The 25056-nt window shown below is 42.0% G+C and carries 22 protein-coding genes; 6 read left to right on the top strand and 16 right to left on the bottom strand.

Features of this window, described 5'->3' with window-relative positions:
* Positions 1–2 precede the first annotated feature (2 nt).
* Positions 3–761, bottom strand: a complete 759-nt coding sequence (locus tag I6N95_RS01565; RefSeq protein ID WP_209524579.1) for an alpha/beta hydrolase — start codon at positions 759–761, stop codon at positions 3–5.
* 195 nt (positions 762–956) lie between these two features.
* Here I6N95_RS01565 and I6N95_RS01560 point away from each other — a divergent pair, with 195 nt between their 5' ends.
* Entirely contained in the window at positions 957–1538 is a 582-nt protein-coding gene (locus I6N95_RS01560) for a nitroreductase family protein (RefSeq protein WP_209524578.1), read from the top strand.
* A 74-nt stretch (positions 1539–1612) separates the two neighbouring features.
* On the opposite strand, the gene I6N95_RS01555 is transcribed toward I6N95_RS01560, so the two are convergent.
* From I6N95_RS01555 to I6N95_RS01545, 3 genes are all read right to left on the bottom strand, one after another.
* Positions 1613–1768, bottom strand: coding sequence for a hypothetical protein (locus I6N95_RS01555; RefSeq protein WP_209524577.1), 156 nt, complete (start codon positions 1766–1768; stop codon positions 1613–1615).
* Positions 1769–1806: 38 nt separating this feature from the next.
* Complete coding sequence (locus I6N95_RS01550) at positions 1807–2694, bottom strand: fructose bisphosphate aldolase (protein ID WP_209524576.1); 888 nt, start codon at positions 2692–2694, stop codon at positions 1807–1809.
* Between the two features lie 238 nt (positions 2695–2932).
* Complete coding sequence (locus I6N95_RS01545; RefSeq protein ID WP_209524575.1) at positions 2933–3715, bottom strand: hypothetical protein; 783 nt, start codon at positions 3713–3715, stop codon at positions 2933–2935.
* 264 nt (positions 3716–3979) lie between these two features.
* Here I6N95_RS01545 and I6N95_RS01540 point away from each other — a divergent pair, with 264 nt between their 5' ends.
* Positions 3980–4294 carry a MerR family transcriptional regulator gene (locus I6N95_RS01540; RefSeq protein ID WP_209524574.1) on the top strand — a complete coding sequence of 105 codons (315 nt, stop codon included), beginning with the start codon at positions 3980–3982 and terminating at the stop codon, positions 4292–4294.
* A 237-nt stretch (positions 4295–4531) separates the two neighbouring features.
* On the opposite strand, the gene I6N95_RS01535 is transcribed toward I6N95_RS01540, so the two are convergent.
* From I6N95_RS01535 to I6N95_RS01515, 5 genes are all read right to left on the bottom strand, one after another.
* Positions 4532–4984, bottom strand: coding sequence for a DIP1984 family protein (locus I6N95_RS01535; protein WP_209524573.1), 453 nt, complete (start codon positions 4982–4984; stop codon positions 4532–4534).
* Positions 4985–5052: 68 nt separating this feature from the next.
* Positions 5053–6672, bottom strand: coding sequence for a DUF3114 domain-containing protein (locus I6N95_RS01530; protein ID WP_209524572.1), 1620 nt, complete (start codon positions 6670–6672; stop codon positions 5053–5055).
* Between the two features lie 82 nt (positions 6673–6754).
* On the bottom strand, positions 6755–7123 hold the full coding sequence (locus tag I6N95_RS01525; protein WP_245249216.1) for a TetR-like C-terminal domain-containing protein: 369 nt from the start codon (positions 7121–7123) through the stop codon (positions 6755–6757).
* A gap of 233 nt (positions 7124–7356) precedes the next feature.
* On the bottom strand, positions 7357–8340 hold the full coding sequence (locus I6N95_RS01520) for an aldo/keto reductase (RefSeq protein ID WP_209524570.1): 984 nt from the start codon (positions 8338–8340) through the stop codon (positions 7357–7359).
* A gap of 135 nt (positions 8341–8475) precedes the next feature.
* Positions 8476–9468, bottom strand: a complete 993-nt coding sequence (locus I6N95_RS01515) for an aldo/keto reductase (RefSeq protein WP_245249188.1) — start codon at positions 9466–9468, stop codon at positions 8476–8478.
* Positions 9469–9755: 287 nt separating this feature from the next.
* On the opposite strand from I6N95_RS01515, the gene I6N95_RS01510 reads away from it, so the two are divergent.
* Positions 9756–9941: an AbrB/MazE/SpoVT family DNA-binding domain-containing protein gene (locus I6N95_RS01510; protein ID WP_209524569.1), complete on the top strand. Its 186-nt coding sequence runs from the start codon at positions 9756–9758 to the stop codon at positions 9939–9941.
* A gap of 170 nt (positions 9942–10111) precedes the next feature.
* On the opposite strand, the gene I6N95_RS01505 is transcribed toward I6N95_RS01510, so the two are convergent.
* The 6 genes from I6N95_RS01505 to I6N95_RS01480 form a co-directional block, all read right to left on the bottom strand.
* Positions 10112–12346, bottom strand: coding sequence for a glycoside hydrolase family 3 N-terminal domain-containing protein (locus tag I6N95_RS01505; protein ID WP_209524568.1), 2235 nt, complete (start codon positions 12344–12346; stop codon positions 10112–10114).
* Between the two features lie 8 nt (positions 12347–12354).
* The gene (locus tag I6N95_RS01500) at positions 12355–15423 is read right to left on the bottom strand and encodes an alpha-mannosidase (RefSeq protein WP_209524567.1); all 3069 of its coding nucleotides are present in this window, start codon (positions 15421–15423) and stop codon (positions 12355–12357) included.
* An 83-nt stretch (positions 15424–15506) separates the two neighbouring features.
* On the bottom strand, positions 15507–16838 hold the full coding sequence (locus I6N95_RS01495; protein ID WP_209524566.1) for an alpha-L-fucosidase: 1332 nt from the start codon (positions 16836–16838) through the stop codon (positions 15507–15509).
* 97 nt (positions 16839–16935) lie between these two features.
* Positions 16936–18372: an ABC transporter substrate-binding protein gene (locus I6N95_RS01490; protein WP_209524565.1), complete on the bottom strand. Its 1437-nt coding sequence runs from the start codon at positions 18370–18372 to the stop codon at positions 16936–16938.
* A 64-nt stretch (positions 18373–18436) separates the two neighbouring features.
* Positions 18437–19360 carry a carbohydrate ABC transporter permease gene (locus tag I6N95_RS01485; RefSeq protein WP_209524564.1) on the bottom strand — a complete coding sequence of 308 codons (924 nt, stop codon included), beginning with the start codon at positions 19358–19360 and terminating at the stop codon, positions 18437–18439.
* A 19-nt stretch (positions 19361–19379) separates the two neighbouring features.
* The gene (locus I6N95_RS01480) at positions 19380–20351 is read right to left on the bottom strand and encodes an ABC transporter permease (RefSeq protein ID WP_209524563.1); all 972 of its coding nucleotides are present in this window, start codon (positions 20349–20351) and stop codon (positions 19380–19382) included.
* 204 nt (positions 20352–20555) lie between these two features.
* Here I6N95_RS01480 and I6N95_RS01475 point away from each other — a divergent pair, with 204 nt between their 5' ends.
* The 3 genes from I6N95_RS01475 to I6N95_RS01465 are packed head-to-tail and all read left to right on the top strand — an operon-like array spanning position 20556 to position 24515.
* Complete coding sequence (locus I6N95_RS01475) at positions 20556–21266, top strand: YesL family protein (RefSeq protein WP_209524562.1); 711 nt, start codon at positions 20556–20558, stop codon at positions 21264–21266.
* Positions 21244–22992, top strand: coding sequence for a sensor histidine kinase (locus tag I6N95_RS01470; protein WP_209524561.1), 1749 nt, complete (start codon positions 21244–21246; stop codon positions 22990–22992). Before I6N95_RS01475 ends, I6N95_RS01470 begins: the two co-directional genes overlap by 23 nt.
* Positions 22989–24515 (top strand): response regulator transcription factor, encoded by a 1527-nt coding sequence (locus I6N95_RS01465; protein WP_209524560.1) that lies wholly within the window; start codon positions 22989–22991, stop codon positions 24513–24515. Before I6N95_RS01470 ends, I6N95_RS01465 begins: the two co-directional genes overlap by 4 nt.
* 60 nt (positions 24516–24575) lie before the next feature.
* On the opposite strand, the gene I6N95_RS01460 is transcribed toward I6N95_RS01465, so the two are convergent.
* The gene (locus tag I6N95_RS01460) at positions 24576–25010 is read right to left on the bottom strand and encodes a universal stress protein (protein WP_209524559.1); all 435 of its coding nucleotides are present in this window, start codon (positions 25008–25010) and stop codon (positions 24576–24578) included.
* Between the last annotated feature and the right edge of the window lie 46 nt (positions 25011–25056).

Genomic DNA, 25056 nt, shown 5'->3' with positions numbered 1-25056 from the left:
CATCATTTTAAATCTTTTAGCCACTGTAACAGATAATTAACAACCTCAGCCTGTTGTTCTTCTGTCGAAAGAGTCGCCTGACCATCACCTGCTTGTTGGCCGTATGCTCCAAAGCCACCGTGATTGCCCCCTTCAATCGATTGAAAGACGGTTTGTTCAGGTAAGAATTGCTGGCTTGCTTGGTAACTTGACCAGTTTAACACCTGATCGTTGCTGGCCGTGATCGAAAGAACCCCACCTTCAAAGGCGCTCAAATCGCCTTTTTCGTCTGGATAACTAGCCAAAAAGAAAACTCCCTTCAATCCAGAATGACCTAGCTCTCTCTTGGCGAAACGACTGGCGACGACCCCGCCCAAAGAATGGCCGCCGACGACAAAACGATCCAACTGATAGTCCGCCACAACTTGATCCGCTGCCTTCATGTCTAGAATTGGCAAGTTTAGCAGGTGGTGTAACAAATAGACGGAATACCCTTGTTTAGCTAATTCCGTTGCCAAGTACCCATAACTTTCAGCCTTTACCAACGCCCCTTGATAAAAAATAACCGCCGGTAACGTCTCTCTTACGTCTTTAGGGGTAATAATCGTCACATCGCTTTTTTCTTCAACCACAACTTCACCTGCTGACGTCAGAGCCTCTTTTGCCAATTCGGCTGGCTGATAGGTTTTCAATTGAAGCGTGGTCAAACCCACTGCTACTGCCACCACTAAAAGGACGACCACTCCAATTACCACTCGTTTTATTACGCTGCTCTTTTTCACACACTCACTCCTTTAACATCGCCGCGACCCTCTCTATTTAGATTCGCCAGCGGCTTGAAAATCGTCTAACATGTTTGTCCCTCGACGCGTATCAGTTGTTTTTCTGGTTCAGACGGGGTAAACTAACTTTAATTGAGAATGGTTATCAATTAAAACATTAACTAGTCTCTAGTAATCAAAAAGGAGAATCGCCTTATGACCAAAACCATCAACGAAGCAATCGTCCAACGACGCACCTCAAAAAGAAGTTTAGCTGATAATGTCAGTCTTGACCTTATCTATGACCTGCTGGAAAAAGCTCGTTACGCCCCTTTTCATAAAAGAGAGCCCTGGCAAGCGAAAATTATCACCACCCCTGCTGAAAAGGAATTCCTTTACGCTAATGTCATGGCTCGCTACGAAGAAACAGGCCTGATTCACGACGCAGAAAGTCGGACAAAATTTGAAACCAAAATGACCCGCCTGTTAAAAAACGCCCCAGCAACGGTTTTATTCGCCAGAGAAATTATCACCGACAACAAGCGTTTAAACTCAGATGCCATTCAAGGAACAGCCGCCTTAATTCAGAACTTTTCCCTCCTTGCCCATGAAGCAGGACTTGTCGGGTTCTGGGCCTCCAGTGCCTTTACCATGGATCAAGAATTCTCAACCTCACTAGGCTTTCCAGATAATTTTGAATTAATTGCCAATTATCGTTTGGGTTATCCCGATCCAGAAGCACCTCGCAGCAATGGCCGACGAGCTGAGGTTAAAAGCTGGGCCACACCGTTACTATAAAAGACAATAGTGAGCATCCCACTCTCAAAATTTTTTTTGAGAGTACGACACTCACCACTGTCTGCTTGACTTGCTTAACCTGTGTAGACTACAAACAAAGCATATTCTTCTTCTTTGGTATCATAAGTAACACTAAAATCAACAATCGTGCCACCTTTTTCAACCAGACCTTCCAATTCTGATACGATTAGGCTGTAATCACTGCTAGTGATTGCGGTAACTTTTTGCATAAATGTCGCCTCCCTTCATTGATAATCACTTATTAACGTTAAGCAATTGATGCCTGATAGATAGCTAAAACAGACGCCTCTAGCATTTGATTAAATTCTTCAGGGGATTGCTGGAATCTCAAGCCTTCTGACAAGGCTCTTGAAAAACTGGCAATCAGCTGATGATTACGGCTTAACCATTCGTTCGCTTCTTCTTGAGAATAACCACCTGACAAAGCAACCACACGGACAACATGGGGATCTTCAGCCAACTCTGCATAAAAGTTATCAACCGTTGGAATTGATAGTTTTAACATGACCTTCACATGGGGCTCCAACTCTGCCAAATGAGCCACTAGCTCCGCTTTTAGCATGGCTTCCGCCTCTTCTTTTTCAGGACTATCAATCGCCACCTCTGGTTCAATAATTGGCACCAAACCGGCAGCGGATACTTGTTTAGCCAACTCAAATTGCTGGGTCACAACCGCTTTAATGCCTTCTCTATTCGCCAATTTAATCAAGGAACGTTCTTTTGTCCCAAAAATATGATGGTCATTGGCTTTTTCTAAGAGATCGGCTAAGTCGGGAATCGGTTTTAATAATTGAACGCCATCCACTTCCTCTGCCAATCCTTTGTCAATCTTTAAAAAAGATAAAATTCCCTTTTTCTCCCATAGATAATCGACAGTTGGCAAACCATCAATCTCTCGCTCCATCGTCCCTTCAAATAAAATAGCACCAAGAATATGCTCTGAAGTAAATGCGGGACTTTCGATAATTCGGGAACGCATTTCGTGAACTAAAGTAAACATCGCCTCGTCTGTGTCGTAGCTGCTTTCATCAATACCGTATGCCTTAAGAGCCTTAGGGGTGCTACCACCACTTTGGTCTAATGCTGCAATTAATCCTTTACCACTACTCATTCTTGCCATCTGTTTTTCGTTCATCAAGATCCTACCCTTCTTTTCTATACCTGATAAAAAATCTGCTGTAAAACATCTCTATCATCATTATACGCCACTTCCCCAAAAACACCTCATAATATGCTGAAATTGTCAGAAGATTATTTGGAAATTGCTAACATCCAAACCGGGGTTCCGACTTGAGCTCACGGCCCTTTTTGACATCACACCAAAAACGTGTCACTGTCTTATACAGACAATGACACGTTTTCGATGAGTTGTTTTAGTTTTGTCTCACTGCAAAGAGATCCAAACTACCGTCTTTTAAATAATCATCATATAACCACTTCTCAGTCGTACGGCTGTTCACCCATTGAATGCCTCGTTCAAAAATCATCACGTCTTGATTTTTATCTACAACCACCCAAGCGTAAGAGCCTTCTTCTGGCACAAAACACTTGTACTTCGTGCCTGTCACTAAACGCTCCTTTCCATCACTCACTAACGGTTCGTCGTGACGATCAATCCACAAATTATTGAGTTTGGCAAAATAACCTGGTGCCACCTTCTCCAGAAATGTTTCGGTGATCTCCGTCGTGACTTCTGCTGTTGGCAATTCTTCGACATCCTCAATCACAGCTTCTTGTCTAATAGCCATAAAGCCAAGAAGCTGTTCATCGGCGACTCTAAAAACAGCTGAACAGTGTTCCCCAGACAAACGTATTTCTTGTCCAATCAAGCCATAACGAAGGCGAACAACCTCCTCATTATTTTGGCTAATCCCTGTTTGAACTTCCTGTAATTCATAGCCTGCTGGAATTAATGACAATCTCACTAACTCCTCTTCATACCGATGATAGTCAGTGAAGTTTTCTCTTAGCAAGTTGCCTTCTCCTTGTTTTTCGCCTAATCTGATCGTTTCCTCATTTGCCATCGTCTTATCTTCCCTTTCTTCTGTTTCGATGCTTGTCATCGTTTTTGACTCATGCTTACTTGCTTCAAAATTACCACAGCCACTTAACACAAAAAACAAACTGATCGCTAACAACAGTTGCCTTTTTGTCATCACCATCATCCTTTCCAACTAAAGATCACGATCACAGCGACCTTAGCCCACCACAGGAAACTTCCGATTGTCTAAAAGCTCTCTCTTCAACAAAATTATCCCGATTCGCAACCGCTTAATAACTTGGCTAAATAAATTCACATCTCCGTCGAAAACCTACCTCGATTGTAGATTATCTACAATAATTATACATCACCAACATTCATTGTCAACAGAATATTTTTACGGTATACTTACTTGTAAAATGACCTTAAGGAGACGACTATGATCATCGACATTGCGCTACTAAAAAAAATGTCTGTTTCAATCGGTGAAGCGGCTAATATTACCGGTGTACCTATTAGAAAGTTGCGCTATTGGGAAGACAAGCACATTATCCAAAGCGTGGATGAAGGGCTAAATAAAACGCGAAAATTTGATTATTATGAAATAAAAAAAATAATCCTGATTAAAGAGCTGTTGGACGAAGGGTACACCCTAGAAAAAGCCGCTGAAAAAGTCGCCATCCGCATAAAAAATCTACAAGAAGCCTTCGATAAAATGGAACAATCCCAAAAAGAAGAGCCTTCATCAGATTAAAAAAACAGTGATTAAACATGTTTAAACCATGCTTAATCACTGTTTTTTTTAGTTCCCCTACGCCACCCTCACTGGTTATCACTAATATCTGGTAGTTAATTGTTAGGTGTTATCTCGTACCTCTGTAATGGGTTTTGGGCTAACTTGTTGGTTAGGACTGCCCCATATCCTCAGCAGGAGTGTATCATCGGTTGATACGAACCTGATATCCCATGATTAAGCAGTTACCAAACTAACTTATAAGTCAACGCTCCAATTTAAGCCTTGAATAATCGTGTCAAGTTCTCTAAATTGCCGTGACAATTGATCAATCTGTTTGTGAATCTCTCCTAAACTCAAGGTTAATTGGAACTTGATTTCAGAACGTGAATAGCGATACTCCTGTTCACTCCCAGCTTCAGTAATAGTTACTAACAGTCGTCGTTTTTTCACTAACGTCTCGCGATCAACCAGCGCTTGAGCAAGGCTTCGGCCATCAGGCAGCAGCACTTGGTTATTCCGCTCATTCACCCTTTTTATCAACTCGTTTAACTGCTCATTCAACTCAAAAGCCTCTGTCAATAACACCTTAGGCTCCTCATTCGGGATGTCCCCTTCCTGAATTTTAAGATTTTGCAAAATCCGACTTTGCAAGTTATCAACTTTGGTCTGATACTCTCCCCGCAATAATAATGCTTCTGCTAATTTCATTGGTAACCTCCTTGATTCATCTCTTTAGGCCTATTATAGCGCAATGTCTGCGAGACTTAAAGCCCCGTTTAAGGCGATTCCATTCCTTGACCATCGGATGTGGCACTCTGAGTCCGCCAAGTTTTTTTCGCCACAATCTTAATCCCGTGTTCCAACCCCAAGCGAGCATTTGCTGGCTTGACGTCTAGCAAACTGTGACTCTGATCCCCTTGCTTGGCAACATCTCTTGCTGAGTAATTAAAGGACTCTGTGTCTACAATCCTTTTCCCACTAAGCCCTTGAAGCTCATAAGCTTCAGGATCACTATTGACTAATTGGGAGCGTAAGCCGATGACACGGCCAGCCTCCTTAATAAAAAAAGACTGACCTCCGACCGTCCGCAAACTATCCCATTGGGTAACAAAGGCACCATCTTGTCTTCTGACAATAAATTCAGACAGACCATTATGACTTTTAATCTTGTCATTATGCTGACCGTGGAAAGGCAGTCGTCTCGACGTCCGGTTATGAAAGTGGGCATTAGAGCGATAGTCAAGCTGCCCTTTTTCACCAAGGACGGTCATGCGCGCCTTTTCAAAAGCCAACAACTTATCATAATCGGTTGCCCCTGAATAGTTGGCGCGAATATAATAGATGTTTTGACGATCTAAATACATGCGAAATTGATGAATCTGTTTGATAGTTTGATACCCTGGACTGTTTGGCTCAAAACCATAAGAAGCTGGCAACAACCCTTGAGGATAGGCTCGCTTAACTGTTTCAGCATAGCGCTCCAAAAACTGGCTATCAGGGGCTAAATGGGTGGACAGCTGATAAGGCCCACTCAACTGCAGCATTCCCTGCTCATCAATAAAACCACCTAGCTGGTCAATCGGTAACTGAGCTTTCTTTTGAAGCTGAGTCGGCGTTCCTTCAGCAGTCCTTTCATACATTGACAAATAGAGCGCTGATCCTACGAGACAGCTTTCCTGTCGAAAGTGTTGCTGTAATTTTAAGAAGGACTGGTGATTCTCCAAACACTGCCCTTCTTGATAAAGCACCCTGATATACCTCTCTATCCCAGCGCCTTGCCAACCTGCTACCCTCAAGCGCCTTTCTTCTTTTACTAGAGAATAAATCCAGCTACGGTGTTCTGTCCGATCTAAATAAGACATCCTCTTCAGTCCGTGCCACTCCTGATACAGTTGGTAACAAATCGTCTCCAATTCCCTGAAACTCAGCTTAGGGTGATCCGACCAACCTCTTTTCAACTCCCGCCCTTCACATAGTTCAAGTAGCAACTCGCCTAGAGTCTCTAACTTCTGATAAGAAGCCGTCTCTTTGACTCGAATAGTCTGACGTATTTGAGAGACTTGGCTGGTCAACTGTTCGCGTTTACGTTTACCCACGTCTCTCAAGAAATAGCCTAAAACAGGAATAGCCTTGAGTTGTTCGTGCCACCTGCTAATTCTCATTAAGCGGTTGGTTAACTTTTTCTGGCGACCTTGCAAAGCCTTCAAGGAAGCCACATGTTGAGGCGCTAACTGAAGGCTGACAGATTGGGCCACTTGAAGGGTTCGTTGCGACTGGGTCAAAAGTCCCGATAATTGGCTAGTCATTTCCGGCTGGTCATTTACTTTGAAGGTTATCATGTGACAGAGCTTTTCCGTCAGCTCGATCACTTTCGGCAAATTCCTTTGATTGTTCATCGATCCTCACCACCTGACATATTCATCCTTTACTTTAACAAATCTCCGACAATAAAAACACTGATAGTTCTTAGAATCAAGATTAGAATGCGGTAGGTCGCTTAATACCGAGCATCTCAATAGGTGTTTTAAAAAATGAGCTGACGATTAGCTTGGCTATTTCTGTCGGTGTTTCCTTTGCCCCAGTTACTAACCACTCTTCAACGGTTGAAATAACACCATGAGCTAAAAAAAGTATTTCATAGTGGTGACCCTCTTCGTGATCTCCTACCAACTCGACCACTTGCTCTTTGATCACATTGATATAGATTGCCTCTACTTTTTTGATAAAATGGGGATCTCCATTTTTCCCCAGCAGTAATGTTATTGGCTGATTGTTTTCTTGAAAAAAACAAATCCCCTCATGTATTTGTTTAAAAAGAAACGCTGATAGTTCGCTACCAGAAGGCATTTTCAAAATATGCTGCTCCAATTAGATAATCACTATACACCGCTTCGATCTCCTCAATTTCTATGTGAATGTCCTTTACTGCTTAACTTTCAGCCAAAAAAGCTGAAAGTACCAGACTTGACGGATGATTATACGAATTAGCCTGTGGAACTATATGTCTGATTATTTAACATGATGTATATAGCTTAAAAGATTAAAATAAACCGCCACAGCTTATGTGACGGTTTATTAACTTACAATCCCACTCGTTTGGCCAGTTCTGGCGTATAGCGGTGACCGACAATTTCAATCGCTTTGGTGGCTTGATCAAAAGCAGCCAGTTCCTCAGCTGTGAACGCAATCTTTGAGGCCCCTAAATTTTCTTTTAAGCGAGACCGTTTCGTCGTCCCTGGAATCGGGACAATCCAAGGCTGTTGGGCCAGAATCCAGCCAATAGCCACTTGAGCAGGGGTGGCTGATTTTTCGGCAGCTTTCTGCTTGATCAGGTCCACTAACGCTTGGTTCGCCGCTAGAGCTTCTTGAGTGAAACGCGGTAAACTATTGCGGCCATCTCCAGCCTTAAAGCTTGTTTCTGTTGTGATCGCCCCTGTTAAGAAACCTTTGCCTAGAGGACTGAAGGGAACAAAGCCGATGCCTAATTCAGCCAATGTCGGCAATAATTCATCTTCTGGCTCCCTTGTCCATAAGGAGTACTCACTCTCAACAGCGGCTAACGGTTCGACTGCATGAGCTCGCCGAATCGTCTGAACCCCCGCCTCTGACAAGCCCCAGTGTTTAATTTTGCCTTCTTTTTTTAAGGCTTGCATCACGAAAGCCACTTCTTCGATCGGCACATTAGGATCGACTCGGTGCAAATAATACAAATCCAAAACATCTAGCTTTAATCGTTTTAGAGAACCTTCAATTGACTCGCGAATACCTGAAGGCCGACCATCGACAATTTGTTTGCCGTCGACTAATTTAATGCCTACTTTTGACGCAATCGTCACCTGCTGACGATAAGGCGCTAGGGCTTCACCTAGCAATTCTTCATTCACAAAGGGACCATAAACCTCTGCCGTATCAAAAAAAGTCACACCTAAATCAACGGCTTCATGGATGAGCTTAATCATTTCTTTTTTCGCATGAGCCTCGCCATAAGCATAACTCATGCCCATGCAACCTAACCCTATTTCCGAAACCATTAACCCGCTATTGCCTAAACGACGCATCTTCATTTTTTTAGCTCCTCTACTATGTCATTTTATGCACCACTCTTCCATAACCATACACCTTGAAGCCCACTCCAAGGCAAGAACTTTCTTCTTAGACACCAAAAAAGGACACATTTATGTCAACATGTCCTTTCATTTTTAGTTTTGGTTTAAAATTGTCTCAATGGCTGCTAACTCTTCGTCTTCAAAAGATAATTTTGCTAGTGCTTTGACATTGTCCTGTAACTGACTTAAGCGACTAGCTCCGACTAAAACACTGGCGATAGCCGGTTGACGTAAGTTCCATCCCAGAGCCATTTCCGCTAAGGTTTGATTGCGATTTTCAGCCACTTTATTTAACTCTTTGACGATCTTCAGGGTGGCTTCCACTTTGTCTTCTGATAAGAAGGGGCTGTCAGAACGATGAGCCCGTGAATCCGCGGGAATACCATTCAAGTAACGATTTGTCAGCATTCCTTGAGCCAAAGGACTAAAGACGATCGCCCCTAATTGCTCTTCTTCCAAAACAGTCAAGAGCCCATCTTCAATCCAGCGGTCAAACATATTATAATTTGGCTGATGAATAATAAAAGGCGTGCCTAGCTCCTTAAAGATCTGCGCGATTTCCTTTGTCCGCTCAGCATCATAATTAGAGACTCCCACGTATAACGCTTTTCCTTGACGGACTAACAAGTCTAAGGCTTGGGCCGTCTCTCTTAATGGTGTGTCGTAATCAGGCCGGTGATGGTAGAAGATGTCCACATAATCCAGGCCCATTCGTTTAAGACTTTGATCACAACTGGCGACGATGTTTTTCTTTGATCCCCATTCACCATATGGTCCTGGCCACATGTAATACCCAGCTTTCGAGGAAATAATCATTTCGTCACGGTATGATTGAAAATCTTCTCTCAGTATCCGCCCAAAATTGATTTCTGCCGAACCAGCAGGTGGCCCATAATTATTCGCCAAATCAAAATGGGTAATGCCCATATCAAAGGCACCGTGAAGTATTTCCCGTTGATTGCTTAATTGATCCACATCGCCAAAATTATGCCACAACCCTAAAGAAATAGCTGGTAGTTTTAAACCGGAATGACCCACTCGACGATAAGTCATGTCTTGATAACGCGCTTCTTTTGCTAAATACATGATAGACCTCCTTCATTTGTAAAACCAGTACTCCCCCTAGTTTATACAAAAAAGCCTTTACATACAATCCTTTCTGCTTATTTTTCATGGAAATAACCAAATGGCTCAAAAGGGACTCAGTCTATAATTTTTTTGTTCCCAAGAGCTTTGCCTTTTCTCATCATTGACGAAAAAAATTACTAGGCTCCTTACTGACCGTCATAAATTTCAAAATCCTTACCTTATCACTTGTATTACGAAAAAGAAAGCTTTACCATAGAAGCAACAACGAGAAAGGGGCTGATGGTTTGCGGCATCGAGTAGTAAGTACGAGCGGCGGTAGTAAAATCGTAACACTGCCACCAGAGATTCTCGCTTGTCTCAATATAAAGCCGGGAGATCGAATCGAGTTCATTCCCCATAGAAATGGGACGGCTACTATTAAGAAAAAAAAAGAGGAACAGGTCGTCTCACAAAAGCAGTCCATCGATTAAGTTACCTGGCTTTCTCCGAATTGCTAAAGGGCGATTTATACAAAATTGTATAAATCGTTTTTTTATCTATATCGTAGTTTGGATCTGGCTTCAAGAAATAAAGAACACTGCACTTCGTTTAATACACGACGGGCAGTGTCTGTGCTTGCTTTGGCTAGTTAAAATGCTGATCAATCATTAATTCTGATTCTTTCTTGCCAAGAAAAATCATGGGCTTCAACCATCACGGTGATATCGGTCATCATTTGTGTGTTCATGTTTTCAGCTAGTTCGCTCAGTTCAGCCAAATTTAAGTTTAGTTCAATGCCCTTGGTCTCCTTCGGATCTAACCAAATTTTGCAGAATCCTTTGAGCTCCTTTACCCGAGTCACTAGCTTTTTTGGATGACTCTTAAGATAAACCTGAATCACTTCTGCCCCTCGATAGTCACCAGTATTCTTGATAGTGCCACTAATTTTCAAGCTTTCACCTTTATGCAAGCCAGCCTTAGTTGGCACAACCAATGCAAGATCAGTCAAACTAAAGGAGGTGTAAGATAGCCCTGTTCCAAAAGAATACAACGGTTTGCCACTATCATCGCCATAAGCCTCTTTAAACGCTACGTCTCGATAATTATAATAGACTGGCAGCTGACCATTGCTCCGTGGGAGTGACATGGCTAATTTACCAGAAGGTGATTCCTCAAAGAGAATGGACGCAATCGCTTCACCGCCATATTCACCAGGGTATCCGCCGATTAAAATGGCATCTAAATAAGGCTCAACTGCCGTTAAAATATGGGGACGGCCTTGGATAAACACCCCAATGAGTGTTTTTTTTACATCATGTAACGCTTTAACTAACTTAACTTGGGCTGCTGGCAATGCTAAATCAGCCAAATCAATGTTTTCACCACTGGTCATTTCATTGGAACCAGAAAGAGCGGCTCCATTGGCATCAAAGGTTGTGGAAAAGTCTCGGGCACTAGAACCGCCTAAAACAAGCACAACTGTATCGACCGTCTTGGCAAGGGCTACCGCTTCTTCAATCCCTCCCTCAAGCTCCCTGGTGATCATCGACCCTGGCGCTGAGACGACCGTCATTCCGTGCTCGTGGCCATAATCTTGAATGCCTTTTAAAACGGTCACGCATTGCTCTTCGCATTTATAAGGGGTGTAATCCCCTAATTGGTTGTATAAGAGATCCCCATTAGGACCAATAACAGCGATTGTTTCATTTTTTTTCAGGGGCAATCTGTGCTCTTGATTTTTCAACAGCACGAGGGATTCTTTTGCCAGTTGAACAGAACGTTCACGCTTTTCTTCAAGAGAGGCGCTTTGGACTAGGGGCGTCGGATTAGAAAATAAGCCCATCTTTTCTTTAAGTAACAACACTCGCAATACTGCTGTATCTATCACCTCTTCTGATAAGCGGCCGCTCACCACTGCTTCTTCTAAATAGGGATAGACATCATCCCACAAGCTAATATCAACACCGCTAGTCACCGCCCAAATAGCGGCTTCAACTTTGTCTTCTGTTATTTCAACTAACCGATCAAGGGCACAACCATCTGCCATCACCGCTCCCTGAAAGCCTAATTCTTCACGCAACAAGCGATTTAGCAAGTCAGGGTTGCCGTGACAAAGTTGACCGTCCACATCGTTATAAGCCGCCATGGTCATTTGAGCCCCATTAGCAATGCCAGCAACCATTGGTGGCAAATGAATTTCTCTTAATTCTCGCGGCCCGATATTAACCGGTCCTGAGTTGTGTCCGCCCATGGCAGAGCCCTGACCAGCAAAGTGTTTGAGAACCGCCAAGACATGTGCCTCATCAATCCGTTGACCAGCGCCACCTTGAAGCCCTTTCAGCGCAGCAACCGTAAACTGACTAGCCAAAAAAGGGTCTTCGCTAAAACATTCTTCCGTTCTCCCCCAACGAGGGTCTCGGGCAATATCAAGGGTGGAAATCAGCCCTAAATGAGCCCCTTTTTCCCGAATATCCCGAGCCACTATTTCCTGAACCTCTTGATATAAGGCGGGATTCCAACTGGCACCAACTGAAATATTAGCTGCCGTTGTCAATGATTCCAGCCCCTGATGACCATGTGGGCACTCTTCTGACAAAAAAACTGGAATTTTTAAGCGCGTGTGCTCTTGGAGATACTCTTGGATCAAGTGGCTAACGTATCTGGCTTCTTCTGTCGATAGGCCTGTCTCTTGATTTTTTCCTGACCAAGGATCGGCGCGAAACACGCCGTAAATAAAGCCGAGGCTCCCCCAACGGTCCACTTCCTCTTTAAAGGTCTTGGTTAAGGTGATCTCACCTTCTTTTTTGGTATAAACCTCCCAGCCATATAAGCGCTGATTAAGCTGCCCGACTTTTTCTTTTAAGGTCATCTGTTGTAATAACTGCTTCACCTTCATCCTCTTCCTCACTTTATATATAATTTGATCGTCTGAATTTCAAAGGGCAAAAATGGGATGATGACTTCGTTATCCACTACCGCTAGTTCTTCCAACTCATTTTCCAGCAAGTCGCAAAGAACGGCCCTTTCCACTTGAAGATTGAGTTTTACTTGGGCTCTTGTCCGCTTGTTGTGAAATTCATACAGCCGTAAAATCAGCGTTTCCTCTAACTCAGCTTTTTTGACAGTATCAAGTAAGATATTCTTCTGGTTAACAGTGGCAAAACTTACCAGCTGTTCCTCCTTGAGAAACCTCTTGCCTATAGGACTAACCAAAGCAGGGGTGTTGAGATCTAGGGCTTCCTCCACAGTCTCAGCCTCTTGCCAGCTGCCCTCATGAGGTAAAATAGCATAGATAAACTGATGATTGCCTTGATCGGCCTCAGGGTTAGGATCAGTCGCCGACTTGATCAAGGTGACTCCCATTTGCTGATAAGCAACATTAAAGCCATACTTACAGTCCGTCAACATGCTCACACCATAATTGCCTTCTGACATGTCTAACCACTTTTGCCCACACACTTCAAATCGTGCCATATCCCAAGAGGTATTGGTATGAATCGCTCGTTCAACATTGCCAAATTGAATATCAAAAGTCGCTTTCAAGGTGTTGATCGCTATGGGAAATTGGGCTTTTAGCAGGATGTGTTGCTGGTGCCAGTCAACGTCTGTTTCAAAATCAATCCGGCGGCTATGGTGATAAAAATGAATAAACTGTTTAATCGTTGAGGCTTCAAAGACCCGCTTGATTCGTATGGTTTGCCTGATCGGCCCATCTTCGACTAGTTGTACCGATTGCACATCCTGAACGGCCCATTGTTTCTCCTGATAAAAAATGTCAATATCCCAAGCGTCAAAGTTTAAAGGTAAGTCTTCATAAGCCACTAATTGATTCAATCGCTGGCCTTCTGGTACAATTTCCCGGTGCGTTGCTTTATCAATCAATGAACTGATTTCAGCCTGCTCGTCAAAGGTTACGAAATAATGAGCCGTTTCAATCTGCTTGCCTACTTCTCTCGCTGTCAGAGGGACCACCGGCTGGCCTTTTTCTGGCTTCAACAGACAGCCGCTTAAACTTGGCACCTCAGGAATTAGCACCAGTCGCTTGCCACTTGTTGTTAGTTGCTGACGTAACAATTGCCCATCAGCTACCAGCGACTGATCGCTCTCAACTGACAGTTCCACTAACAGGTCTCGTTGTTTCGCCAAAGGGTTATAGACAAACCACTGATCTTGAGGCTGATCATCAGTCAACAACTCTGTCACCAAGGTCCTGCCTAAACGCCTCGTCTCTTGGTACTCAAGATCTGTTTGGTCATAGACCTCCTTAATTGAGCTACCTGGCAAAGTATCGTGAAATTGATTAAGCAAGGTCAACTGCCACATTTTAGTCAATTGCCCTTGAGGGTACCGCTCTCGACCAAATTGAACGAATAACTTCTCCAATGATTGCAACAGTGTCTCCGTCTCTCGATTAAACTTTTTATTTTTAGCCATGGAGGTATAAGTGCCACGATGGTATTCAAAATACAGTTCTCCTCGCCAACGGGGGACCTTTTTTTCTTTGAGGGTCTCATCCAAACGCTGGAAATAAGCGCTGGGGAAACCAGACGTTACCTTAGGTATTCCTGGCAAACCATTCTTTAAGCGTTTAGCCACTTCCAGCATCTCCCGAGTCGGCCCACCTCCTCCGTCCCCATAACCATAAGCCAGCAACACTTCATCATTGAGGTCTTTTTGCTGATAACGATCCCAACTCCCCTTAACAGAATAGGGGTCTAGCAATCCATTGTAGGTCGTGTAATAAGGTGTTGGGCTATAACCTTCGCTGACAGTCGTAATAAAATGCGTTAAAATCTCACTGCCATCAATCCCCTGCCAATAAAAGGTATCGTAAGGAATTTGGTTAAACTGATTCCAAGATAGTTTGGTTGTCATAAAATAAGGCGTGTTAGTCTTTTTTAAGATTTGGGGCAAAGCCGCTGAATAGCCAAAAACATCCGGAAGCCAAAGCACTTGACTATCTGTGCCAAACTCTTCTTTAATAAACTGTTTGCCGTGAACAATTTGCCTAACCAAAGATTCTCCTGAAGTTAAATTACAGTCTGCTTCGACCCACATAGCCCCTTCGGCTTCCCAGCGTCCTTCGGCGATCTTTTGTTTAATTTGCTGATAGAGCTCTGGGTAGTGCTCTTTAATAAATTGATACATTTGTGGCTGGCTTTGAATAAAGGTGTAATCCGGATATTCCTCCATTAATTTTAACACCGTTGAAAAGCTCCGCTGGCCCTTCTCAATCGCTTGAGCCACTGTCCATAACCAAGCGATATCAATATGAGTATGGCCAACAGCTAAAACTGTAGCGGTAGCTTGAAAATCAACTCTGTCATACAAGTCTTCCTGCAAACGAGTGCTGGCTGCTGAAAGTCCATTGTAATAAGCGTCAGAATAAGGTTGACGAAAATCAAGAAAGCGACTGGCTTCTTGTAAGACTTGTTGATAAATTAATTCCGAATGGCTGTCTCCGATAATTGAGCGCCAGCTTTCCAAGGCCACATAAAAATCAAAATAGCTCTCACGAGTCTGCTGATCCAACTCTTGTAGTTGAATAAATAAGGGAAATTGTTTTTCTTCTCTTCCGCTAAAAATCTCCAACCTGACCGTTAAAAGAGGTTCTGCCAACAGCTCTTGGGGCAAGATGACCTCGCGGTGATTCACGTCTAACCCTTGAATCAATTGATCGTTAAGGTAGAGGGTTATCTGCGGGTTCGTGGCATTGTCCCATTCCGTTTCCGAAGAATATATTCCCAAGCTCACCAGACTAGTTTGCCACTCTTCGGGAATAGTCATCTCGCCGTAAATCGTATAATACTGATTCTTTTTGCCAAAATAGTCCCCTGATTGATAATCTCTGGTGAGGTCTCCATCAACTAGTTTCAACTGGGTAAGGGGATGGGTCTTTTTAATCATATTTTTTTTGAGCTCTTGATTCATTCGCTGAATACTTTCTCTAACTAACATCTCGATCACGTCCATTCTCTCTTCCTTAAATGCCTTTTCAGCTAATGACGTTCACCGTCATTAAGTATCACCAACAAGTGTGGCTGCCAATAGATCGCTTAACTCAGCTTAATTCTAATACCCAAGGCATCTTGTTCAACACCCGCTGGAATCAGGTAAACAGGTTGATCCTTTTGCTGAAGTAAGCTAACACCTGTTGCCAACAAGTCAACTTGCCTAACTTGCGCCAGATCGATCCCAAGTTCTCGCAAATCTATGACCAATGGATAGTCCTGATCTTCCAATAAAGCAAAGGCATAAATAGCGTCTGCTTTTTGCGTTAATAACCAGTTACTAACATTGTCAGAGGAAACCATTCGAGTGCCGTAGATCCCTTCACCGTTAAGGGATAACCACTGACCTAATCCCGCCATCAGCTTTTCCGCTTCCAGAGGCAGCGACCCATCTGGTTTCGGTCCGACTCCTAAAATAAGATTGCCACCTTTGGCAACGACTTGAACGAGGAGATGAATGATTTGTTTGAGTGATTTATACGTATCATCAGGAACATATCCCCAATTATTGGCCAAAGGAATATTACTTTCCCAGACCTTATTTGGTGGGATGTCAGGAACCGCCCGCTCCGGTGTCACGTAATTTTCATAAGCCCCACCAATGGTTCGATCGACCATGATCAAATCTTTCTGAAGCAGTCTTAAATTTTCGGCAATTTCTCCCATCCGCAAATCTTCTCCACTGTCAGGGCCAACCCAACCGGCGTCCAGCCAGAGAATGTCGATTTTGCCATAGTCACTCATGATCTCATGCAGCTGGCCATGAACAAATTGAACAAAGCGCTCCCACATTTCCGGATCTTGGCTGACCTCGTAACTAGCTTGACGACCGACGGCATGTTGCCCTGGGACCCAATAGTAAGGCGAATGCCAATCGGCTTTCGAATAATAGGCACCGACCGTCATGTCTTCACTCCTAAAAGCGTCAAAAGTCGCCTTAAGGATATCGCTTTGAGGGTTGCTGGCAAAGGGCAACTCAGGTGCGGTAATTTTATAGTCAGATAAGGCTGTGTCATACAAGTTAAAACCATCATGATGTTTGGTCGTAAATAATAAATACTTAAAGCCGGCGGCCCGACATTTTTTGGCCCAGTCAGCTGGATCAAACTTAACTGGATTAAATTGCTGGCTAAGTCCCCAATAATCCTCTCTTAAAGTTGAGAGATCTTCTCTCCAAGGCTCTTTTCGAGCCCATGTATCCTCCTCTGACAACTGCCAAGACTCAACGATGCCGGCTTCAGCATACAGCCCCCAATGCATGATGACGCCTAACTTCATGTCTTGGAAGGTGGCCAATTTTTGTTTTAATCCTGCTGATAGTTCAGTCACCTCCTCCTCTTGCCCTTTTGTTTCTTCAATATCCCCGCGTATAGCCATGATCATCGTCCTCTCCATAAATGAATAGTTGCGAGAGCAGCCTCTTTCGGAACATCTGTCCTTAAGAAGTTATCTCCGCAACTATCTCTACCTCAGCTTATTTTTTCCACTTATCGTATTGGCTTTGCATTTCTTTGATAACCTCATCTAGTCCTGCTGCTTTCATTTTCGTTTCCATTTTTTTCAAGTTTTCCTCTGGATCAACGGAACCTGTGTTGATCAAGTTTTTAAATTCTTCTTGCACGTTGTTTAATGCCGCAATTTGCGTGGAAACACTTGTTGTATCAAAATTGAATCCTAACGCTGGCGATGGTGTTGCAGTTGCGTTGTATTCTTTAAGAATCTCCCACTCATCTACTTGAGCCCCTTCAGCATGATACAAGTTGAAATAACTGCCAAACATATAATACGGTGTCGTATAATTACTGTGAGCATCCAACCATTTTATGGTGTCATCACCAGTTTTTTCATAGTGAGTTCCTTCGATGCCGTAAGCCAGTAGATTCATTAAGACTGGATCCGTATTGACCGCTTCCAATAATTTCATGGCTTCTTCTGGATGATCGGAATTGGCTCCAACAACCGTGCCTGCCCCGACAGCTGAGGCATTTGTCACAATTGAGTCGGTCATTTGTGTCACTACCACTTCTTTTTTGACTTGATCTTCGACTGTTGCCGTATCAAGGGGTCCCATAACGGTTGAGGTCACAAACCAATCCTTGCCGACAATATCCGTTTGTTTGGCCAATGCAGCATTCTCGTTGATATAACCAGCTTCCATAAACTTGCGAACATTTTTTACTCTTTCCAAATAAGGGGCTTCAAAGTAGTAATCGGTGATCTTGTTTTGATCCCCTTCTAAATTAATGCCGACTGACGTATTAAGCTCATCAAATTCATAAGGATTTTTATACCCTTCTGACATATACCAAGGGAAGATGTCTTCCTCTTCTTTGATCTTTTTCAACCATGGCTCTAAATCAGCGTAAGTTTTGATATCTTCGTATGGCACTTGATATTTATCCACTAGTTCTTTATTAAAAACGAAAAACTCAGTGGCGGCAATCTCTTTCTGGGTGGGAACCACATAGACCTGACCATCGATTTCAGCCCCTTGCCAAAACTTCTCATCCAAAGTTGCTTTTAATTTTGAATTATCCCCATCCAAATACTCGGTAATGTCCAAAAAGCCACCCTTACGAGCATTGGTCAAATAGTTAAAACCACCCAACCATGAGGCTGTAAAAGCCAGATCAAAAGTTTCACCAGCGTTAACCAAGGCGCTCATCTTTTGATCGTACTCGCCCCAATCAATTTGATTCAACGTTACCGTTAGATTGTATTTTTCTTTTGTGTAGTCATTGACTGCGTCGTTGACTTTATCAATGTCTTTTTGAGGAATGCCCGTCATATACCAAGTCAGATTGACAGTCCCTGAGGCATCCTGTTTATCTTCCTTCTTTCCACATGCTGCCACTAGTAAAAATAGCGACAGCAGCAGTGCAATCCCAATCACTTTTTTTCCTTTAATCATCTGTTAACCCTCCAATATATTTTATTAGGCAATAATCCCTTACCACCTAGTCAATCCTGATAAACTACTCTTTGACAGCCCCGACGGTTAAACCGCCGATAAAATACTTTTGGAAAAATGGATAGGCGATCAAGATCGGCGCAGTCGATAAGACTACCACCGCCATTTTAATCGTTTCCGTTGGCAATGAATTACTGGCTGTCATGCCCATTTTCCCAGCATTATTAGCAATAAATTCGATATTCGTCTCCATTTTCATCAGCAGATATTGCAAGGGGACAATTTTATTGCTGTCGATATATAGTAACGCACTAAACCAGTCATTCCAATAGCCTAAAGTTAAAAATAAAGCAATGGTTGCCAGCCCTGGCAATGACAAAGGCAAGATAATTTTGAAATAGATGGTCCACTCACTGGCTCCATCCATATAAGCTGATTCGATCAACGCCTCTGGTACCGACATTTGATAAAAGGTTCTTAAAATCATGATCGAGAACGTGCTCATGCATAGTGGCAAGATCAGTGACCAGATCGAATTTCTCAAGCCTAAAATATTCACAATAACGATGTAATTACCAATGATTCCACCACTAAAGAGCATGGGAACAATCGAATATTTAGATAGAAATCCCCGATATGCATAGTTTTTTCGCGACAGTGTGTAAGCAAATGTTGACATCAAAAAGACGCCAATAATCGTTCCCGCGATCGTCACAAAAAGGGTGGTACCAAAAGATTTAAAAACTGCTCCATCTTCAAAAATCAAGCGATAAGCTTCCAAACTCCACTTATCTGGAATAAAGCGATACCCTGTTTTTTGGATTGTTTCCGAATCTGTAAAGGAAATAATCACCACTAAGAAGAACGGGATGACGCTTAATAATGTGATGAGACCTAAGAAACAAGTGATCAAGCGATTGGACTTACGGCTCACTCGTCCAAAACGATTAAGAGACTCGCCTAAAGTCTTTTGCTTTTTTTCTTCCATTGACACTCTCACTCCTTTTCTAAAATAAACTTTGACCTTTATCAATTTTTTTCACAATGCCGTTAGTTACCAGCACCAAGACAAAGCCAACAACAGATTGCAATAATCCCCCAGCAGCCGATAGACCGATATCACCCATGGTGGCCAAGCCACGATAAATATAAGTGTCAACGGTTTGTGTCACTGGAATTAACGCCCCTGAATCCTTTGGCACCTGATAAAAGAGACCAAAATCAGATCTGAAAATACCGCCCACTGCTAAGATTAGCAAAATAACGATGACTGGTCGTAACATCGGCAAAGTAATGTGCTTGATTTGCTGCCACTTACTGGCCCCGTCAAGCATGGCAGCCTCATAGTAAGACTTATCAAAGCCACAAATAGCGGCCAAATAGATGATCATATTATAGCCCATGGTTTTCCAAACCGATACCAAGGTCAAGATAAAAGGCCAGTACTTAGGTTCCATGTAAAATTGAATAGGTTTCATGCCGATCATCTTTAATAGCCCGTTGACATAACCGCCTGTTGGATCTAAAAAGGCAAAGACGATGTAACTAACCACAACCATTGATAAAAAGTAAGGGATAAACAAAACACTTTGGTATAACTTGGACAACTGCTTGCTAAATATTTCGTTTAACATCAAGGCCATCCCCAAAGGAATAGCGATCCCTAACAGAATGAACACAATGTTATAGCCTACGGTATTGCGAATAATTAATGCGGCATCGCCGCTTTTAAACAAAAAATTAAAATTTTCCAGTCCAACCCATTCACTTTTCATAAAACTTTCAAAAAAATTCCCATGCAACCTAAAACGCTTAAATGCAACAAAAATGGCAAACATCGGCAAATAGGAAAAAATGGCAAACCATAGGATACCGGGAACCGATAAAATAAAGAGCTCTTTATTCTTGATAAACCGTTTCCACTTCTGTTTAAACTTGCCTTCTTTCTTAGCTTTAGTTGCTACTGTACTGACTTCCATATTACTTGCCTCCTCATCTGATTGCTTTAAGCATACCCAAAAGAAATCGCTTCCTCAATTGGTAAAATTTCACTTTTATTGCACGAATTATAGTTACATTTCTTCACAGTTCTGATCTCATGGACTTTTATAATGAAGTCATTTATATTAATAAGTAAGCGCTGACCTAATGCGTTCCCATAAAAAGAAAGGGGTTCCACCGTTATGACAAAATTTATGCCACATGACCTAACATCTATCTTTCAATTACTGATCCGCCTTATTTTATTAAACGGCTTGTTTTTAGGGAGCAATTTGCCCTTATTGATCACTTTCCTCATCTTTGGGATTGATCAAAGCCAACAGTCACCTTGGCTCTTTTTTGCTGCAAGTTTTACTCTCGGCCCGGCTTTGATCGCCCTTTTTAGAAGTAGTTTTGCGGTAATCGCCAGACAGGACGTCAGGATCTATCGCCTTTATCTAGGAACCTATCGCCACAGCTTCTCAAAAGAACTCCTTCCCATTTACCTGATTCAGTTATTGCTATTTTTGCTGAGTTTTGATCGTGTGATTTATCCCTTGATTCCTGGCTTATCATTATTAGCCCCTGTTTATTTTTTACTGCGTTTGGGCTGTCTGTTGATTCTGCCCTTTATGGCTTTGGAACTGGCCTTATTTAAAAATCCCTTGAAAGCTGTCATCAAAAATAGTTTGATCCTGTTTTTTACCAAACCCTTGTTACACGCTTTAACTATTTTTTACGTTATTTTTAGTCTCCTAATTTTTAATGAAATGCCTGCCAGCCTTGTTTTATTCACTTTTAGCCTCTACCCTTATCTTTTTATTAGTTTTGACTATTCTGCTCTAACTGATAGAATAACCTTAGGTAAAACTAAACAAAGGATTGAACGAGATGACCTTTCTACAAACCCTTGAAAAAATCAACATTTTCAAACTAAACGCCTTTAGCAGAATGTTCAAACAATATCTACTGATCATCATCGGTGTGATCACCATTTTATTTTTTGTTTTTCATTCGTATGTCTTGAGTATCAGACAAGAAAAAAACACCATTTTAGCCAATAACTATGTCACCTTAAAAACAGAACTGATCAAAGAACAAAATATTGTTGATACCTTAACGACCGAACTGTTTATTCAACAACCTTACTTGGAAGACTTAGATAATTTTTTAAGGTTAGAGTACAATGACTACTTCGAATACAAAACCAATCGCTATATGAGTAGCGAATCTTCGAACTACTTTGGTACGTTGACCTTTATCAAAAAAATTTTTTATTCCTATCCTAATTGTGCCAAGATTATTTTTCATAACAAAGACACCCAATCATTGACGATTTTTTCAAATACCTCTGCTGATTTTTTAGAACGAAAACAGTTGGCCTTACCAAATAAAGTCCTTAATACCACAGAAATTAAGAACTTAGTCCTTAACGACCAACCGACAGAGGAACAACTGCTCGCCTTTCACAAAACACTCAATAACCCATCCACCCTCGAAAACGTGGCAGACATGTATTACCTCTTTGATAACCAGGCTGTTTATCAATCTGTCGTCGAACAAAATGCAGAATCAGCAGGCGAGCTTTTCTTAATGGAAAACGACGTCCTTCTCTATAGCACAAATAACGGGGCAGTTTCCCAAAAGATGGCCACGGTTCAACAAGATAATTTAGCTTCAAATTATCAACTGGTAAGTAGACAATCGCCTAAAAAAATCTGGCAAGCGATCATTCACCTTTATCTCTATTTTTTGATAATTACCATCATTATCGTCTTGGTGTCACTGCCCTTTATCATTCACCACCTTAGAAACTTGGAAGGGAAGATCATGGCAATCACCCATAAAATGACAGCGATTCAAACAGGCAATTTTACGACTGCCGCCATGGACAAGACTCACAGTAGCCCTGACGAATTCACTTTAATTCTCGATGGCTTAGATGAAATGTCCGATCAGCTAAAACACTATATCGACGATGTTTACGTGAGCGAAATCAAACAAAAAAATTATCAAATGAAAACATTACGCTCGCAAATAAACCCACATTTTCTCTATAACACCCTTGAAGCCATTCGCATGAAAGCCATCATCAATCATGATCTGGACGTTTCGGAAATGCTTTACAACACCTCGCGACTGTATAAGAATATGATTAAAGGTAAAGAACTGATCACACTTAGCGAAGAACTCAGCTTCTGTGACGCCTACCTTCGATTATTTGAAATTCGTTTTGAGGACAACCTCTTTTATGATATTTCATTTCCCGAAGAATTGGCCTCGGCTCATATTGAAAAATTGTCGATTCAACCACTTGTTGAAAATTATATTGTGCATGGCATCGATTCAACTAAAGACAACAACTTTATCGAAATCATTTGTGAGCGTGACCAAGCCGATATCTTAATTCTCGTAAAAGACAATGGCAATGGGATTCCTCTTGAACGTCTTCCTGATATTCAGGATAAACTGCGGAACAATGCCATAGAATCAAGTGACTCCATGGGTTTGTTAAACGTTAATTTTCGAATTAAAGAACGCTTTGGCTTAAACTACGGCGTCATGATCGAGTTAAATGAGTGGGCAGGCGTAACGGTGACCTTGCGTATTCCAAGTCAACAGAAAGGGGATTTGATATGAATATTTTAGTGGTGGACGATGAAAAGTTAATTACCCAAGGGATTAAACAAATACTTCAAGAAACGAAGATAGGTTTGGCCACGATTGCCACGGCCAGCTCTGCTGAAGAAGCCATTCAAGTGTTTCACAAAATTAAACCGGCCATCGTTCTTTCCGATATTCGGATGCCTGGCATGAGTGGTTTAGCACTCATCAGCCAGTTAAAACAAACGTCGATTCCCTTTAAATCGATTATTATCAGCAGCTACGATGATTTTGAATATGCTAAAGAGGGGATTTTACTGGGCATTGAAAATTACTTGATCAAACCTGTTAACCACGTCGAATTGATTTCTACGATAAACACGACCATTCAAAAAATAAAGAATGAACGCATCACTAAGCAGCTGTGGACGTCTAATGAACGAGAGATTTTTAAAGATAACTTTTTAAGGCGCATTCTGCAACAGAGCCTTTCCATTGATGATTATCAAAATTGGGAGGAGCTGTTGACCCCGTTTAAAAAATGGAGTAAGTTAGCCGTGACCACCATTTCTTTGATTGACAATGCCTCAATTGAAGAAAAAGAGCAACTGCTTAGAACTCTGACGAAAGCCTTCCCTTCGATTGAACACGTCAATCTTTCAACGAGCGAACTAGTCTTAATATATGATGCCAAGACCATTTCAGTGACTGCAATTAAACAGGTCATTGTAACCTGTGCGATCTTGCCTGATATTTTCGTGACCTTTGGCTCCTCTGTTGACACAATCGAAAATATTCATCACTCATATGAGCAATCCCAAAAACTTCAGCCTTATAGCTTAGTTTTTGGGCTCGGTCAATTTATTGCCGAACAGGATATTAAGAAAGACTATCCGTTTACTGAAGAAATCATTACCCAAGAAGAGCTAGCACACCTCATTCATGATAGTAATCTCGCAAACATTCGCCAAAAATTGCAGAAATTGGAACAGCATATCACAGACTCCTCATTGGGACCAACTGATATTCAAAATATTACGATCGGCATCGGTCTGATGCTCCATCGCATTGCCGCTGATATGGGCATTGCCAGTCACGACGAAGTAAGTGAACTCCGCTTATTGATGGAAAAAATAACTAAACAAAAAACAACCAAACAGATCTTCCTTTACTTACTAATGGAAATCCAAGCGGTAATAGCCAAAATGACCTATTCAGAAACCAGTTATTCACCTGTTATTCAACGGATTTTAAAACTAATTAATCAAGATCTAAGTTTGCACCACTCCTTAAAAACTCTGGCTAACGAGTTTAATATGAATTCAGCTTACTTAGGTCAATTGTTTCAAAAAGAAGTTGGCACAGGTTTTAATCAGTATTGTCACCATCAACGAATGAAACAAGCCAACGAACAAATCATCCATTCGACAGAAAAGATCAGTGATATTGCCAAATCGATGGGATACGATGATGTAAGTTACTTTTACCGTCTATATAAAAAAGACTATGGCTTTACCCCTAATAAAGTCCGCGCCAATAAGCTGCTCTATAAAAAATAAAGAAGGCGACAAAAACTCTGTCTTTCATTGAACGAAAGACAGAGTTTTATGATGATGTAATTACTTGACCACAATCACATTACAAGGTGCATGGTTGACGACATAGTCTGTTGTTGATCCGACTGTAAACTTCTGAATCGCTCCTTTGCCCGTTGAGCCAATGACAATCAAATCAATCGGATAGGCTTCAGGAATAATTTTGGTTAAGTACTCCTTGTGATTCCCCAACTCAACAATTGGGGTAATCTGTTTCAACCCAAATTCCCTTGCATCGTGAACCTTCTTCAACATTTCCAGCTCCACATTGGCTTTTTCCTCAGCTAGTATCTTGCTGTAAGCATAAGCACTATACGCCACTTCCACCTCATTGATAATACAAGCTACGTACAAGTGCCCTCGACTTTCCTTAGCAAGTTCCAAGGCTTCTCTAAAGGCTTTTTCCGACTGTTTGGAGCCATCAACGGCGACGAGAATATGTTTATATCGACCACTCATTGTAAGCGCCTCCTCTCCTTTTATTATACCACCGATTCAACAGAAG

Origin of the sequence: Vagococcus allomyrinae (assembly GCF_017829975.1) — a bacterium.
Taxonomy (GTDB): Bacteria; Bacillota; Bacilli; order Lactobacillales; family Vagococcaceae; genus Vagococcus_D; species Vagococcus_D allomyrinae.
This window is presented reverse-complemented; position numbering and strand designations above follow the sequence as displayed.